Annotated in this window: 15 protein-coding genes; 3 read left to right on the forward strand and 12 right to left on the reverse strand. The window is 65.9% G+C overall.

From position 1 onward, the window contains the following. Positions 1-57 precede the first annotated feature (57 nt). Positions 58-2,412, forward strand: a complete 2,355-nt coding sequence (locus ACO055_RS11480; protein ID WP_422059005.1) for a putative bifunctional diguanylate cyclase/phosphodiesterase — start codon at positions 58-60, stop codon at positions 2,410-2,412. Positions 2,413-2,578: 166 nt separating this feature from the next. After that, positions 2,579-3,145 (forward strand): CHAP domain-containing protein, encoded by a 567-nt coding sequence (locus ACO055_RS11485; protein WP_422059006.1) that lies wholly within the window; start codon positions 2,579-2,581, stop codon positions 3,143-3,145. A gap of 92 nt (positions 3,146-3,237) precedes the next feature. Here the strand turns inward: ACO055_RS11485 and ACO055_RS11490 are convergent, their stop codons facing one another. After that, entirely contained in the window at positions 3,238-3,507 is a 270-nt protein-coding gene (locus ACO055_RS11490) for a DUF3297 family protein (RefSeq protein WP_422059007.1), read from the reverse strand. Between the two features lie 156 nt (positions 3,508-3,663). On the opposite strand from ACO055_RS11490, the gene ACO055_RS11495 reads away from it, so the two are divergent. Continuing rightward, on the forward strand, positions 3,664-6,597 hold the full coding sequence (locus ACO055_RS11495) for a CHAT domain-containing protein (protein ID WP_422059008.1): 2,934 nt from the start codon (positions 3,664-3,666) through the stop codon (positions 6,595-6,597). 9 nt (positions 6,598-6,606) lie between these two features. Here ACO055_RS11495 and ACO055_RS11500 read toward each other — a convergent pair whose 3' ends face one another. The 11 genes from ACO055_RS11500 to ACO055_RS11550 all read right to left on the reverse strand — a co-directional run bounded on the left by ACO055_RS11500 (position 6,607) and on the right by ACO055_RS11550 (position 16,017). Continuing rightward, positions 6,607-7,077, reverse strand: coding sequence for a hemerythrin domain-containing protein (locus ACO055_RS11500; RefSeq protein ID WP_422059009.1), 471 nt, complete (start codon positions 7,075-7,077; stop codon positions 6,607-6,609). Between the two features lie 109 nt (positions 7,078-7,186). Next, positions 7,187-7,684, reverse strand: coding sequence for a hypothetical protein (locus ACO055_RS11505; RefSeq protein ID WP_422059010.1), 498 nt, complete (start codon positions 7,682-7,684; stop codon positions 7,187-7,189). Positions 7,685-7,739: 55 nt separating this feature from the next. Next, positions 7,740-8,801 carry a pyrimidine utilization protein A gene (gene rutA / locus ACO055_RS11510; RefSeq protein WP_422059011.1) on the reverse strand — a complete coding sequence of 354 codons (1,062 nt, stop codon included), beginning with the start codon at positions 8,799-8,801 and terminating at the stop codon, positions 7,740-7,742. Between the two features lie 3 nt (positions 8,802-8,804). Then, positions 8,805-9,623 carry a pyrimidine utilization protein D gene (gene rutD / locus ACO055_RS11515; protein WP_422059012.1) on the reverse strand — a complete coding sequence of 273 codons (819 nt, stop codon included), beginning with the start codon at positions 9,621-9,623 and terminating at the stop codon, positions 8,805-8,807. Beyond that, the gene (rutC, locus tag ACO055_RS11520) at positions 9,616-9,999 is read right to left on the reverse strand and encodes a pyrimidine utilization protein C (protein ID WP_422059013.1); all 384 of its coding nucleotides are present in this window, start codon (positions 9,997-9,999) and stop codon (positions 9,616-9,618) included. Before rutC ends, rutD begins: the two co-directional genes overlap by 8 nt. Continuing rightward, positions 9,999-10,727, reverse strand: a complete 729-nt coding sequence (rutB, locus tag ACO055_RS11525; RefSeq protein WP_422059014.1) for a pyrimidine utilization protein B — start codon at positions 10,725-10,727, stop codon at positions 9,999-10,001. The genes rutC and rutB overlap by 1 nt, the downstream gene beginning before the upstream one ends. Before the next feature lie 104 nt (positions 10,728-10,831). Continuing rightward, positions 10,832-11,380, reverse strand: coding sequence for a pseudouridine synthase (locus ACO055_RS11530; RefSeq protein ID WP_422059015.1), 549 nt, complete (start codon positions 11,378-11,380; stop codon positions 10,832-10,834). 146 nt (positions 11,381-11,526) lie between these two features. Next, positions 11,527-13,359, reverse strand: coding sequence for a translational GTPase TypA (typA, locus tag ACO055_RS11535; RefSeq protein ID WP_422059016.1), 1,833 nt, complete (start codon positions 13,357-13,359; stop codon positions 11,527-11,529). A gap of 84 nt (positions 13,360-13,443) precedes the next feature. Then, positions 13,444-14,331: a hypothetical protein gene (locus ACO055_RS11540; protein WP_422059017.1), complete on the reverse strand. Its 888-nt coding sequence runs from the start codon at positions 14,329-14,331 to the stop codon at positions 13,444-13,446. Between the two features lie 17 nt (positions 14,332-14,348). After that, a complete protein-coding gene (locus ACO055_RS11545; protein ID WP_422059018.1) occupies positions 14,349-15,272 on the reverse strand; it encodes a tetratricopeptide repeat protein in 924 nt (307 codons plus the stop codon). Between the two features lie 91 nt (positions 15,273-15,363). Further along, positions 15,364-16,017, reverse strand: a complete 654-nt coding sequence (locus ACO055_RS11550) for a purine phosphorylase (RefSeq protein ID WP_422059019.1) — start codon at positions 16,015-16,017, stop codon at positions 15,364-15,366. Between the last annotated feature and the right edge of the window lie 2 nt (positions 16,018-16,019).

Raw genomic sequence — 16,019 nt, forward strand, 5'->3', positions numbered from 1 at the left:
CGACGGAACAGCCCCATAGTTACGTTCGGGTAACCCGCAGCCGCTAAGCATGCTCGCGTGAAGAGTTTGCTGACCGACCAGATAGTTGCCAACGATATTCCTGCGCGGACCCTTTTGGGGCTGGAGCCGCGCGATGAGGACGTGGGCGACCTACGCCAGCTTCAACTTGCACCGCTTCGCGGCAAAGGCCGACTGCGCCTGTGGATGGGCATTGGCATGGCGCTCCTCGCCGCTTTCACCATGGTCCACAGCATGGCCTGGCCGATCGTCAGCGGCTGGCTGGCGGGCGCCATGGGCTTCAGCCTCTGGTCGTACCGCGTCTTCGCCACGATGCCGCTTGGCGACCCCAAATCGCCCGGCATCGCCGAATTTCGGCTGTGCAGCCGCCACGCGCTCTTGTCGGCGGCTGTCTGGTCGCTCCCTTTCTGGCTTCGCGGTCTGACCCCGCCGCTCGACCATGCACTGTCGATGTGGGCGATCTCGCTGCTCATGATGCTGACGCTGGCGATCGTGGCGCACAGCCTTCCCCGGGCCTGCATCCTGTTCATCGCGCCGGTCAGCCTGTCGGCCAGCGCCGCGCTGTTTGCCGCGGGCTCGTCGACGCTCGCCGGGGTTGCGGTCGTTGCAGGCGTCCTGCTCAGCCTCTTTTGCGTTCGCTTCGCGCAGGCGCATGTCCGCTTCCGCCGCGCCGAGGAAACGCTGCACGAAAAGAGCGAAACGGTCAGCCTGCTGCTGCGCGAGTTCGAGGAAACCTCGGCGGACTGGCTGTGGCAGACCGACAACAGCCGCCGCCTGATCCACATCTCGCCGCGTCTTGCCTATGCGCTGGGCGGCACCGCCGAAGCACTCGAGGGCCTACCGCTGCTACAGGCGCTGTCGGGCGATGCGTGGGAAACGGGGAATTTCCCGAAGACGCTGCACGACATGGCCGAGCGGATGAAGCGGCGCGAAAGCTTTTCGAACCTGATCGTTCCCGTGACGATCGGCGGCAAGCCGCGCTGGTGGGAACTTTCTGCTTCGCCGCGCCTCGATGAAGCCGGCAAATTTCTGGGCTTCCGCGGCGTCGGCTCGGATGTCACCGAACAGCATGCAACCGCCGAGCAGATCGCCAAAATGGCGCGCTTCGACAATCTGACGGGACTGCCCAACCGCCTCAGCCTGCACGAGGATCTGGCGCGCGCGCTCCAGCAGGCGATCGAAGCCAAATCACGCTGCGCGATGCTGATGATCGATCTCGACCGCTTCAAGGCGGTCAATGATACGCTCGGCCACCCCGTTGGCGACAAGCTGCTCGCGCAAGTGGCCGCGCGGCTCAAGGGGATGATGGAGCGCGGCATGACCTGCGGCCGCCTGGGCGGCGACGAGTTCGCGGTGGTGCTCCACAATGTCCCCTCGTCAATCGACGCCGAAGACTTGGCCAACCGCATCATTTCGTCGATCAGCCGGCCCTATGTGGTCGACAATCACCAGCTCTTCGTCGGCGCCAGCGTCGGCTTTGCGATCGGCCCGACCGACGGCGCGACGGTCGAGACGCTGACCCGCAACGCCGACCTTGCGCTGTATAAATCGAAGGACAAGGGCGGCAACGTCGTGGCCGGCTATGTCGCCTCGCTCCATGCGCAGGCCGAGGAACGGCGCGTGATGGAGCAGGAACTGCGCGGCGCGCTCGATCGCGGCGAGTTCGAACTCTATTACCAGCCGGTGGTCACCGCAGCCGATGGCACGCTCAACGGCTTCGAGGCGCTGATCCGCTGGCAGAACAAGAAGCTGGGCAATGTCTCGCCCGGCCGTTTCATCCCGCTGGCCGAGGACAGCCGCCTGATCTCGCCGATCGGCGAATGGGTGCTGCGGACCGCGTGCCACGAAGCGATGAAATGGCCGTCGAACCTGAAGGTCGCGGTCAACGTGTCGGCCGAACAGCTCACCGATCCCGCCTTTGCTTCGGTCGTCGTGTCGGCGCTGGCGCAAAGCGGCCTGCCGCCTCAGCGGCTCGAGGTCGAGGTCACCGAAAGCGTCTTCCTGCGCGACGGCGGCGGTGCCGCGCAATTGCTCGATCAGCTGATCGGGCTCGGCATCCGGCTCAGCCTCGACGATTTCGGGACCGGCTATTCGTCGCTCGGCTATCTGCGCAAGACGCAATTCTCGACGATCAAGGTCGATCGCAGCTTCGTCGTCGGCGCGGCCAAGGGCAGCATCGAATCGATCGCGATCATCCGCGCCGTCGTCGCGCTCGCCGACAGCCTCGGCATGTCGACCACGGCCGAAGGCGCCGAAACCGAAGTCGAGGTGGACACGCTCCGCACGCTCGGCTGCAGCAACATCCAGGGCTATTATTATGGCCGCCCGATGCCCGCGCCCGATGTGCTCACGCTGTTCCGTCCGCCCGAGACGATGTCGACCGTAGCCGCTTGACGGCGGTGAGCTGAACCGCTCGCGCGACGAATTGAACGACTTAACAAAAGGTTCCCCCGCTCATCGCATGATGGGCGCAATTCACCGCTATCCGGTTGGTGCCCCGGCGCTGCTGCGGCAATGACACTCCAACGCTTGAAGACAAGCCAAACGGGGGTCGCCTTCCATGATCAATCGCCGCTGTCTGGGTGCTCTCGCCCTGTGCGTCTCGCTGCTTGCCAGCGTTCCGGCAACCGCGCGCGACTATCTGCAGTGCGTCCCCTTCGCCCGTGCCGAATCGGGCGTCGAAATTCGCGGCAATGCCAAAACCTGGTGGTCGCAAGCCGCGGGCACCTACGACCGCGGCCAAGAGCCCCGCAAGGGCGCCGTGATGGCCTTTTCCGGCACCGGCGGCATGCCGCTCGGCCATGTTGCCGTCGTCAAGAAGATCCTCAGCGACCGGGAAATCCTGATCGACCATGCCAACTGGTCGCCGATCAATGGCCGTCGCGGCCAGATCGAGCGCAACGTGCGCGTCGTCGATGTCAGCGACCGCGGTGACTGGAGCCTGGTGCGCGTGTGGTATGCACCGATCGGCGACCTGGGACTGCGCGCCAATCCCGTGCAGGGCTTTATCTATGCGGGCGGCAATGCGCGCCCCGATCATGATGCGTTTGACGCGCCTGTATGGGCGAACAACAATTGGAAGCCCGGCAACGGTCTCGAACTCATCGCCGCTTCGCTCGGCAGCTGAGCCCTGCCCCCCACTACCCTCCAGGGCCACTGACGGGCACAGAAGCCATCCGGGGGGTCACCCTTCCGGGTGGCTTCCCCCTTTAAGCCGCGTCAGTCTTCCGACGTTTCGCCGCCTTCGGCGGCAGCATCCTCGAACCATGCCTCGACTTCGCCCGACAACTTGATCGTCATCGCCTGACCGAAACGGTCTTTCGACTTGCCTGCGGCGACGCGAATCCAGCCTTCCGAGATCGAATATTCCTCGACGTCGGTGCGCTCCTTGCCCTTGAAGCGGATTCCGATGCCGCGCTGCAGCACGTCCATGTTGAAATGGGGCGAGCGCGGGTTGGTCGACAAATGGTCGGGGGGCGTATCGGTCATCAAAAAATCTCCGGTTTCTGGGGCCGCCGCTAGGCGAGCGCGCGGCGCAAATCAAGCGCTGCCTTCGGCCGAACAGCAGATGTCGGCCCCCTCTTGCGCTCGGGCCGTGCCCCGTCGATAAGGCCTGCGGGTCGCGTATCGCAGGACAGTTCTTCGATGATACGCCGCGCCCTTGCCCTTCTGGCCGCCCTGCCGTTAGCCGCCGCCCTTCCCATTCAAGCCAAAAGCACTGCGCCTGCCGCCTGCCCGAAAAGCAGCAAAGGCGCATGCGACGATGAAGCGAACAAGGCCGTCAACGCGGCGCTCGAACATTTTCAGGCGCTGAGCGGCGACGCGCAGGTCGATGCCGCCATGGCCCTTGTCGATCTCGTCGCTCGCTATTCGGGGACATTGTCGGAGGAAACGCGCTCCGACATCGATTTCGGCCTGTGGATTTATATGGGCGACGACAAACGCAACGCCGATGGTCCCGACTATGCCCGCGTTACCGCGCGCATGCGCTCGTATGCGGCCCGGTTCCGCGGCGAAGAAAATCCGGAAGCCGAGCTGTTCTTTCTCGACTGGATGCAGAACGGCATGCCGTATGACGACCGGCTTGGACATGCGCGTCTGGTCCATCGCCGCGCCGCACAGCTTGGACAGTTGGACGGACCGGTGGGGCGCAGCGCGCGCGTATCGATGGAGATCGCCGGCGAGTCGCTGCTGCAGGAAGGCCGCCAGGACGAGCTTCTGCGCGCGCTCGACGACACCTATGCCGAACTCGACGCTGCCGGGGTAAAGCAGACCAACTGGGAAATGCAGCTCGCCTATGCCGAGGCGCTGACGCTCGCGCGGCGCGACGAAGAGGCCGATCAACGCTTCGCCGAGACGCTGGAATTGCTCGCCGGCGGCAACGAATATCAAATCCAGTTCGCGAATAACCAGATCAGCTATTTCCACAATATCGCCGGCCGCTTTGCCGCGGCCGAGGCGCCGGGGCGTTTTGCCGCGGTCGAGGGCGAACGGCTCAACGACCGCCAGGCGATAGGGACGCAGAAATCGCGCTACAATTACGCGCTCGCGCTGCTCGGTCAGGGCAAGGCCGTCGAAGCATTGCCTTTTTTCGAGGAAGCCCTGCCGCTCCAGCTCTCGGTCGAGACCGATACATGGACCGGCAGCCGCGACGACACGATCATCCTGCTCACCACGCTCGCGCGAGCCCGCGCGCAGGTGAAGGGACGTGAGGCCGACGGGCTCGCCGCCGCGGTCGAGGCCGCCGACCGGCTGCGCCAGAAACGCGATGCCGGGCTCAACAGCAGCGACGCCAACCCTGCCGTTGCAGCACTGGCCAAGGCCGTGGCGAAGGGGACCCGGCGAAATCCGCTGTCGGGTGCATTCGACATGGTGATGTTCGCGGGATGGGCAGCGCATAGCGGGCGAATCGATGCGATGAGCCCCGCCTTCCTTGCCGCGCAGGATCTGACGCTGACCGACGCGGGCGACGCGATCAACGAAGCGGCGGCGCGCGACATCGCGGGCGCCGGGCCGCTCGGCGATCTGGTGCGCGAGCGGCAGGACGCCGCACAGGCCGTGGTGTCGCTGACCCGGCGCTACCGCGACGAAGCGCTGGGCAAGGACGAGGGCCGCGCTGCCGCGCTCCGCCATCAACTGGACGCGGCGGCGACCAGGCTGGCGCCGCTCGACGCGCGGATCGCGACCGAATTTCCCGATTACGCCACGCTTGTCGCGCCGAAATCGATCGAGGTCACCGCAGTACAAAAGCTGCTTGCCCCCGACGAAGCGGTGTTGATGCTGCTGCCGTCCGAAGGCCACCACTATGCCTTCGCCATCTCGAAGAAAAAGGCGCTGTGGCACCGCGTCGACAATGGCGCGGCACCGATCGCCGCCGATGTCGCGCGGCTCAAATGCCGGATCGACGAGAACACCTGCTCGCTGCCCGACTATAATGCGCTGCTCGCGGCCGAAGAGCACGGCCCGAAGAGCGTGATCGACGATCGCTACCCGCGCTACGACCGCGCCGCGGCCTATCGCCTCTACCGACAATTGATCGCGCCTGTCGCAGCGGCGCTGCCGAAGAACGGCCGAGTCTACAATGTGGTGAGCGGTCCGATCGCCGGTCTTCCGCTCGCGGCGCTCGTCGCGAAAGCCCCGAAGGGAGAAGCGGAAAGCGGTTCAGCCGAAGACCTCGCCGCGACCGACTGGCTCGGCGAGCAGTATCGCTTCGTCACCCTGCCTTCGGTCAGCGCACTCGGCCTCGCGCGACGTCCTTTGCCTGCCGATGCCGCGGCGCGTCCGCCCCTCGTCGCTTATGGTGCCCCGACACTGCTTGGCAGCGGGCAGCAAGCGACCGGCAGCGACAACCGCGGCGGCGGCACGCGGCGGCGCGGCGGCGTCGGCGTGCGCGGCGCCGGGCTTACCGAGGCCAGCGGCGACAAGACGATGGCATCGGTCGACAAGCTCCGCCGCCTCGAACCGCTGCCCGGCACCGCCGCCGAACTGACGAAATTGTCGGCGATGATCGGCAAGGGCAGCGGTGCGCGGCTCGGCGCCGATGCGACGGAGACAGCGCTCAAGGCCGACCTTGATCTGCCGCGCGCGATGATGGTCGTCTTCGCAACGCACGGCCTGCTCCCCTATGAAATGGGAATCGGCTCCGAACCCGGGCTGGTGCTGACGCCGCCGGGCAAGGCCAGCCTGCAGGACGACGGCCTGCTCACTGCGAGCGAGGCTGCAGCGCTGTCGCTCAGCGCCAAATGGGTCGTCTTGTCGGCGTGCAACACCGCCACGCCCGGCGCCGAGGCGGGCGCGAGTGGCGAGTCGCTTTCCAGCCTCGCGCGCAGCTTTCTCTATGCCGGCTCGGACAATCTGCTCGCGAGCCACTGGCGTGTTGCCGATGACGCGACCGCCGCGCTGATCGTCGAGGCGCTGTCGAACGATCATGCCACCCCGGCGACAGCACTCGCCGCGGCGATGGAAGCCGTGCGCACCGGCCGACATGCGGACGGCAGTCCGGTCGACGACTGGAAACCGCATTGGGCGCACCCCGCAAGCTGGGCGCCGTTCACTCTGGTGACGAACCGCGACCGCTAGGGTCGGGCCCTAGGCCGCGCGGCGATGCCTTCGCCGGTCGGCGCGGTCGGGTTCGGCGGCCGCTAGCCGTTCGGCGACGGGATAAAGATCGCGGTCCTCGCGCTCGATCCGCATGCCCAGCGCGTCGAGGATCCCGATCGTTTCCGCACAGAAGTCGGACCAGCGCGCCTCGACGGCTTCGGCCGTCCAGCGCGCGTCATAAGCGGCAAAATCGCCTGCGATATGTCCCATCTCATCGACAAATTCGGTCGCCAGCCGGTTGAGTTCAAGGTCGCCCGTCGCGCGGAGCCGCGGATACAGAGCCCAATCCTCGCATTTCAGGTGGCGGACCAGCGTGTCGCGCAGCATGCCGCGCACCGCGCCGAGTTCGGTCGGGCGCGGCGGCCGCGCGCGCACGACCATCTCCATCAGGAATTGCGACAGCGTCTCCAGCGCCGCATGCTCGGCGCGCAACCGCTCTATTTCGCGCATGGTGGGCATCTGAAATTCCCAAGGCGAGCGGTCCCTCGGACTCCGCCCTAAAGCGCGTCTGTGAAAAGTGGGTAAAGGCGCTGTCAACCGCATATGCGCTAATATTGCGGTCGGGGCGCTAGTTGTTATTGCACTCGCCGCCAGTGCAATCGTCTTTTGAATCGCCGAGCGCGACGAGCAGACCGATCCCGACGAGTGCCGCCACCCCTGCAATGACCAGTCCGGTATTGCCGCCCGACATAGAGTTCCGCTGTTTCCCCGTCGCGCGTCCGCCCGGTGCGTAGTGCGCGGGCGTCAACGGCATTCCGGCGAGGGACAACTGCGGTCCGGGCGCGCCGCCGCGAAAGCCGAATTCCAGCCCCTCACCGATACGCGAACGAAAATTCCCGCGATCTCCGCCGCCGCGATAGGGCATCGGCGCGATCGTCAGTCCGGCGCGGATCGTCTGATCCTCGCGCTTCGTTCCGCCCAGCGAAATTCGGATTCGCGCGCCGGCAAAGCCGCCCATCGTCACCGGCCCCGCGTCGTTTAGCTGTGGCGTCGGATCGATCGTCTGTGCGGAAAGCGGTGCAGCGCAGGTCGCGGCGAGCGCGAGAGCAAGCATGGATTTTCTCATGACAGTGTCCTCCCGCCGTTGGTCTGCTGCCTGTTTGTGGCGGAATGATGGACCGTCAGCCGCCGCGGCTCTTCATCAGCGGCTGGATGCGCGTGCCGAATGCCTCCACCCCTTCCAGGAAATCGTCGAAGGTCAGCAACACGCCGCCGGTGTTCGGAACCTCGGCCATTTCGTCGAGCATCCGCGCGACGCTTTCATACGACCCCACCAGCGTCCCCATATTGATGTTCACCGCCCCCTCGGGCGCGGCGAGCTGGCGCACATTGGTCGTCGCATTATGTTTGTCGGCGGCGCCTTGATCCTTCAGCCAGGCGATCGCTTCGAGATCGACGCCGTCGTTGTACGACTTCCATCTGGCCTGCGCTTCCTCGTCGGTTTCGGCGGCGATGATCATCACAAGCACGAACACCGACACGTCGCGCCTCGTCTTCGCGGTCGCGACCGCCAGCCGCTCGTTGTTCGACGCGAACGCCGTCGGGGTGTTCACTCCCTTGCCGAGGCAGAAGGCATAGTCCGCCCATTGCGCCGAGAAGGCGAGCCCTTCGTCCGACGAGCCCGCGCAGATGATCTTCATGTCGCCTTCGGGCTTTGGGCGGACGAGGCAGTCGTCCATCTGATAATAGTCGCCCTTGAAATCGCTCCGCCCCGTCTCCCACAATTCGCGCAGGATGCGGGCATATTCGTCGAGCATCTGATACCGGTTGCGGAAATGCTCGTCGCCCGGCCACAGCCCCATCTGGCTGTATTCGGGGCGCTGCCAGCCGGTGATCAGATTGAGTCCGAAGCGCCCGTGGCTGATGCTGTCGATCGTGTTGCACATCCGCGCCGCAAAGGCCGGCGGGATCACCAGCGTCGGACAGGTCGCATAGATCTTGATCTTCTCGGTCACCGCGGCAAGCCCCGCCATCAGCGTGAAGCTTTCCAGCCCATATTCCCAGAATTCGGTCTTGCCGCCAAAGCCGCGCAGCTTGATCATCGACAACAGAAAATCGAGCCCGTGCCTTTCGGCGCTTTGGGCGATCGCCTTGTTGAGATCGAAGCTCGGCATATATTGCGGCGCGTTCTCGCTGATCAGCCAGCCATTGTTGTTGATGGGGACAAAGACGCCGACCTGCATGGGCTATTCCTCGCTATAAGTACCGGCGAGCCACGCCAGCACGGGACGGATAAAGGCATCGGGGCGCGTCACATTGCACGCATGACCGCCCCACGAAATCGCTTCGAGCGCTGCATCGCCCAATTCGCCCGAGAGCAACGCGCCTGCGGTTGAGGGCACGAGCATATCGTCGTCGGCGACAAGCACCAGCGTCCGCGCGCCCAGCCCCTTCAACGAGCCGCGCGCATCAAAGCCTGCAAGCGCCGCGATCCGTTTCTCCATCGTCGCGCGGCCGGGGAACGCCGCGATCTGGTGCGGCAGTTCGTCCTCTAGGGCGCCACTGTGCTGGCTGATCCACGCGGCGGGATAGAGAAAGATCGGCTGCGCGCGCAGAAACGCCTCGGTGCCGGCATGGCGCAGCAGGTTCAGCCGCGCCTCGAAACAGCGCAGAAAATGCGGATCGGCGCTCGCCCAGCCGTTGACGACGACCAGCCGGTCGAGCCGCCCGGGCGCTTTCACCCCCAGCGCCAGCCCGGCGACCCCGCCCGCGGCATGGCCGACAATGCTCGCCGCGGCCCAGCCGAGCGCGTCCATCAGCGCGATCATATCGTCAGCCAGATCGTCGACGGTCACCCGGTCGGGCAGCGCGCGGTCGCTCCGCCCCGTCCCGCGATGGTCATAGACCAGCACCCGATACCGCTCGGCAAAAGCCGCAAGGTTCGGCTGCCAGTAACTTGCCGATCCGCCCAGCCCCGACGACAGGATCAGCCGTGGCGCATCCGCTGGCCCGTGCAGTTCATAATAAAGGCCCGCGGCCTCCGCCCCGACGACAGCATCAGTCAAGATGTGCGACGCTTGCGATCTCGACCAGGCAATCGGCCTTCACCAGATCGGCCTTGATGCAATAGCGCGCCGGCTTCGCGCCCGGAAAATACTCGGCATAGACCGCATTGAACGCGGCATAATCGGCAAAATCCTTGAGGAAGATATGGTTCATCGCGACATCTTCCAGCGTCGCCCCCGCGGCTTCCAGCGTGATCCGGATGACATCGAGCACATGCCGCGTCTGCGCCGCGGCGTCGCCGACGTGCAGCACCACCCCACCCTCGCCCAGCGCGAGCACGCCCGAGACATACACGGTGTTCCCTGCCTTCGCCCCCGCCGAATAGGGCGCGATCGGGGTCGGGAATTGCGGCGGATTGATCGGCTCGAAAGGCATCATTCGTCTCCTGTCGGCTGCTGGCCGATGCTGCCGCAAAAATCGGCCACGGTCGAAACCCAGCCAAAGAATGTCTCGATATTATAGACGGTCGCCTCGCGGACGAAATCGGGGCCCAGATGATGCGTCGCATCCTCCAGCATCACCGAAAAATATTCGAGGTGGAACGCGTCGCGCAGCGTCGATTCGACGCACACATTGCTCGCGATCCCGACGAAGACGATCGTGCGGATGCCGCGCGAGCGCAGCACGCTGTCGAGCTGCGAATTGAAGAACGCCGAATAGCGCGTCTTGTGGACGCGGATATCGCCCGGCTGCGGCGCCAGCGCGTCGACCAGTTCATAATCCCAGCCGCCGCGCGCGAGCAATTGTCCCGCCAAATCGGGCCGTGCGCGCATCGTTTTGAGCGCGTTCGACTTGTGCCAGTTCGGCGACCCCGGCCCGCCCGCCTCGACATAGTCGGCGTCCCAGCCATTCTGCAGATAGACGACCGGCATCCCCGCACCGCGCGCGACCGCCAGCACCTGTCCGATCCGCCCGATCACGCTCGCCGCGCCGGCTATGTCAAAGCCCGCCAGGTCGACATAGCCGCCCTTCGACGCATAGGCATTCTGCATGTCGATCACCACGACCGCCGTGGTCGCAGGATCGACGATCACCGGCTCGGGCCGCGCCGGCAGCGTCAGCCTGGCGCGTCCCGTCGGCGCCGTATCGACCGCAATCGCCATCCTCGACCTCCTCAAGCGAAGCGCGCAGCTTCCCCGAAAGATCAGCGAGATGCAAGCCGGCGATCCGCCCAGCGTCGCTGCTCGATCGCCTGGCGTCCCTTTGATTAAGGCGAAACCGCGCGCCAAGCCCCCGGCGCGAGCACGCCAATCTCCCATTCCCCGATCCGCCACCGCACCAGCCGCAGCGTCGGATAGCCGACCGCAGCGGTCATGCGGCGGACCTGGCGGTTGCGGCCTTCGGTGATCGTCAGTTCGATCCAGCTATCGGGGACGCTCTTGCGGTATCGCACCGGCGGGTCACGGTGCCAGAGCTCGGGCGGGTCGATGCGGCGGACGGTCGCGGGGCGCGTCATACCGTCGTTGAGCATGACCCCGGCGCGCAACCGGTCGAGGCTCGCGGCGTCGGGCTCACCCTCCACCTGCGCCAGATAGGTTTTGGGCGTCTTGTGCTTCGGCGACGCAATGCGCGCCTGCAGCGCGCCGTCGTCGGTCAGGATCAGCAGCCCCTCGCTGTCGCGGTCGAGCCGCCCCGCGGGATAGACGCCGGGCACGTCGATATGGTCAGACAGCGTCGCGCGCGCCTCCGGCGTGCCGCGATCGGTGAATTGCGACAGGACGCCATATGGCTTGTTGAACAGGATCAGGCGGGCCAACGGCGTGTCCTCCAGATCACCCTGAGCACTTAAATTTGCGTGTTCCCCCGCGAAGGGGGTCCATCTCCTGCGGCCTCAAACTCGCACCGGCAGGAGAAGGGTCCCCGCCTTGGCGGGGACACGCAAACCCTTGTTCCTCGGCGAAGTTATGCCGCTTCCTTCTTGCGCGACGCCTTCTTGCGCTCGTGCGGGTCGAGCAGCGCCTTGCGGATGCGGATGTTCTTCGGCGTCACTTCGACCATTTCGTCGTCGTCGATATAGGCAATCGCCTGTTCCAGCGTCATGCGGCGCGGCGGGGTCAGGCGGATCGCGTCGTCCTTGCCGGTCGAACGGAAGTTCGTCAGCTGCTTCGACTTCATCGGGTTGACCTCAAGATCGTCGGGCTTTGCATTCTCGCCGATGATCATGCCCTCGTACAGCGCTTCGCCGGGCGAGACGAACAGGATGCCGCGCTCTTCGAGCGGGCCGAGCGCATAGGCGACGGCTTCGCCATTGCCGTTCGAGATCAGGACGCCGTTCTGGCGGCCCGCGATATTGCCTTTGTACGGGCCATATTTTTCGAACAGGCGGTTCATGATCCCGGTACCGCGCGTGTCGGACAGGAATTCGCCATGGTAGCCGATCAGGCCGCGAGACGGGCCGCTGAAGGTGATGCGCGTCTTGCCACCACCCGACGGGCGCATGTCGGTAAGGTCGGCCTTGCGGATCTGCATCTTCTCGACAACCGTGCCGCTATGCTCGTCGTCGACGTCGATGACGACCGTTTCATAGGGTTCGGTGCGCTTGCCGGCCTCGTCTTCGCCATAGAGGACGCGCGGGCGGCTGATGCCGAGTTCGAAGCCTTCGCGGCGCATCGTTTCGATGAGCACGCCGAGCTGAAGCTCGCCGCGGCCCGCGACTTCAAAGCTGTCCTTGTCGGCGCTTTCGGTGATGCGAATCGCGACATTGGTTTCGGCTTCGCGGAACAGGCGGTCGCGGATCATGCGGCTCGTCACCTTGCTGCCCTCGCGGCCCGCCATCGGGCTGTCGTTGACGGCGAAGCGCATCGACAGCGTCGGCGGATCGATCGGCTGCGCGGCGATCGGCTCGGTGACGGTCGTGTCGGCGATGGTGTTCGCGACGGTTGCCTGTGCCAGGCCCGCGATGGCGACGATGTCGCCCGCGCGCGCTTCCTCGACGGGAACGCGCTCGAGCCCGCGGAACGCGAGCAGCTTCGACGCGCGGCCGGTCTCGATGATCTTGCCGTCCATGTCGATGGCGTGGATCGGCTGGTTGACCTTGATCGTCCCCGACTGGACGCGGCCGGTCAGGATGCGGCCGATGAAATTGTCGCGGTCGAGCAGGGTCGCGAGGAAGGTGAACGGACCATCCTCGGGCAGGCCCGGGGTCGGGACGTGCGACACGATCGTCTTGAACAAGGGTTCGAGCGTGCCTTCGCGCGCGGCGGCGCTTTCGGAGGCATAACCGCCGCGGCCCGACGCATAAAGGATCGGGAAATCAAGCTGTTCGTCATTGGCTTCGAGCGTCAGGAACAGTTCGAACACTTCGTCGAGCACTTCGGCGGCGCGCGCGTCGCTGCGGTCGATCTTGTTGACGACAACGATCGGCTTCAGGCCCAGCGCGAGCGCCTTGCCGGTGACGAACTTGGTCTGCGGCATCGGGCCTTCGGCGGCATCGACGAGCAGGATGACGCCGTCGACCATGCTCAGGATCCGCTCGACCTCGCCGCCGAAATCGGCGTGACCCGGCGTGTCGACGATGTTGATGCGCGTCGTGTCGGCGCCTTCGCCCCATTCGACGCTGGTGCACTTGGCGAGAATCGTGATCCCGCGTTCCTTTTCCAGGTCGTTGGAATCCATCGCTCTTTCTTCGACGCGCTGGTTGTCGCGAAACGTGCCCGACTGACGGAACAGCTGGTCGACGAGAGTGGTCTTGCCATGATCGACGTGCGCGATGATGGCGATATTGCGCAGAGACATGCTCGGTTAGGCCTTATGGAGAGGGCAGCGCAAAGGCGCCGCGAAACGCCGCGCCCCTAACAGAATGACTGCTGCAGCGCAACATCATTGCCGACGCGGCGCCGACCGGCGGAGGGCGCGCGCTAGTCTATTGGGGTTATATAGCGAATGATCTTCGTCGCGGCGGAGGCGCTTTGCGAGCCCGCCGTCGAAACCGGTCTTCCAGCGCCGCAGCAGAGCGCCCGCATTCTCGCGCTCGCCGATCGCCTGCAATTCGCGCGACGCCGCGAGGAGCGCGGCGCGGTCGCCGGCGAAACCGGTCCCCGCATAGCGCTCCGAAATCAGGGCGAGCTGATGGCGCACCGCGGCGATCGACAGGCGCACGCCGGCGCGATCCTCGCGCCCGATCATCAGGACGGCTGCGGCCGTGCCATCATCAATTGCGCGAAACTGGTCGTCCAGACGCCGCGCCTGCGAACGGTCCGGCTGGCACGGTCCGATCGCGCGGACATAGGCGGCGATCGCCGCGAGCATCGCCGGCGTCGGCTCTTCGCCACCGAATTCCTCGACGATCAGGGTGCGGATGAAGGGTTCAAGCGCGCGCGCCGCGGGATCGCGCGCGACCTTTCCAGGCATCGCAAGGTCGGGGATCGCGACGGGGTCGAAACGCGCATTGCCGCGTGCGGCGCTGAAGAAGCTGTTGGTGACGTCGGCGGTGCCCGGCGCATCCGACACGCCCGCCAGCTGGAAATGCGGATTGCCGCGCCCGTTGATGTGGCAACTCGCGCAGCTCAGCCCTGCCTTCGCCGCCTGTCCGCCGAGCAAAGTGGGGGTCGCAAACAGCGCGCGACCGCTTCTCACGCGCGCATCGTCGATCGCAAGGCAGGTTGCGGGCTGCGCCGACAGCAAGGCATAGTCGGATCCCGGCGCCGTCCATCGCGATTGCTCGAACGCCGGCGGCGCATCGGCGCGCGTCGCTGCGGTCGCGAGCAACAGCGCGGCGAGCGCGATCAGCTGACGGATGCGCGGCGCTCCATGATCCAGCGCCGTAACTCGTCAGCCTCGTGGCAGCCGAAGCCGCAAATCCCTTCAAGCTTCGCGAGATTCGCCTTCGCGCCCGCGACATCGCCGCGTTCGAGCTTCAGTTCGCCATAATATTCGAGCGCACCGCGATGCGTCGGCGCGATGTCGAGCGCGGCGCGGTAATAGGCTTCGGCCTGGTCGTACCGTTTCAGCTTGCGGTTCGCGAAGCCCAGATAGGTCAGCACATCGGGGTGCGGCCCCGCCGCCCAGAGGGCTTCGTCGAGCTTGGCGATCGCGGCGTCGTAGCGATGTTCGTTGATCAGCGAGACCGCCGCGACATAGGTCGCGTCGAGCGATTCGGCGGAAGCGAGCCGGACCTCGGGCTCGACGCCGCGCTGCGCCTGCGGGCCCGCCGCAATCGCAGCCTCGATCTTGGCGATCCCGTCGGTGATCTTGGCGGCGTTGGCGCAGATACCGCCGCAGGCTTCCTGCATCGCCTTCAGCGCGCCGAGTTGTTCGGTGGCCTTCTCGGTCTTGCCGAGCTTCGCTTGCGTGATGCCCAAGTCGCGGCGCGCGTCGACCATCTTCTCGTCATAGCGCACTGCGGCTTCCAGCGGCTTCACGGCGCGCGTCAGATCACCCTGCGCCATCAAGCTCGCACCAAGCAGATAATTGGCTTGCGGGTTCTTCGGAACCGCCGAGACGACCTTTTTGAACGCTTTGGCGGCCTCGACATAATCGCCGGTGGCGAACGCATCGGCGCCCTTCTTATAGTCGACGGTCGGGTCATAGGTTGGCGCGCTCTGGCTCGGCATCGAGCCGCCGCCACCCCCGCCGCCGCCCGCGGCAAAGGCCAGCGGTGCGGTGAATAGAGCGCAGACTGCAAACAGCGTCAGTGACCGGTAGCGCATGACGACCTCTCCCTTGGCCGGTGTTGCCCGCAGTCTAGCACAGACGCACGGCGCACGGAACGGCCAGGGTAAGGGTCTTGAGGGCAGAACCCTAAAGCAGTGCAACCAGCCGCTCGACCTCGACAGCCGCCAGTCGCGCGGCGCGAACGAGATTGGCCTGAAAATCGCCGCCGCTCTCGCCATTGGCTTCATCGGTCACGGCCTTGATGGCAGCCCAGGGCTTGCCGAGCCGGGCCGCAACCTGTGCCACTGCGCCGACCTCCATGTCGACCAGAGTCGCGCCGAGGTTGTCCGCCAGATCGGCCGCGGCATCGGGGCACGCAACAAAGCTGTCGCCGCTCGCGATGCGGGCGTGCGGAAGGCCGAGACCCGGATCGGCCAATGCCGAAAAATGCGCCTCTCCCGCCTCGCCGATCGGCCAGTCGCCTGCGCGATAGCGCCTGAACAGGCCGGGCTGCATCGCGCCATAATCATGCTGCACCGCCTCGGCGATCCAATAGCTCCCCGGCGCGGCGCCGAGCGATCCGCATGTGCCGCTCATCAACAGCAGGTCGGCCTCGCCGCCCAGCATCCCGGCGCACAGCGCGGCATTGACCTTCCCGAGGCCGCAGATCGCAATGGTCACCCGATGGCCATGCGCCAGCACCCGGCGCGGCGTAAAGGGCCCGGCGCTCCTGATGCCGTCATCGCGGAACAGCGCATCCCCCTCTTCGAGAAGCGCGGCGAGGATCAGGATATCGGCCATCG

Source organism: Sphingopyxis sp. (genome assembly GCF_965227415.1).
In the GTDB taxonomy this organism is placed as follows: domain Bacteria; phylum Pseudomonadota; class Alphaproteobacteria; order Sphingomonadales; family Sphingomonadaceae; genus Sphingopyxis.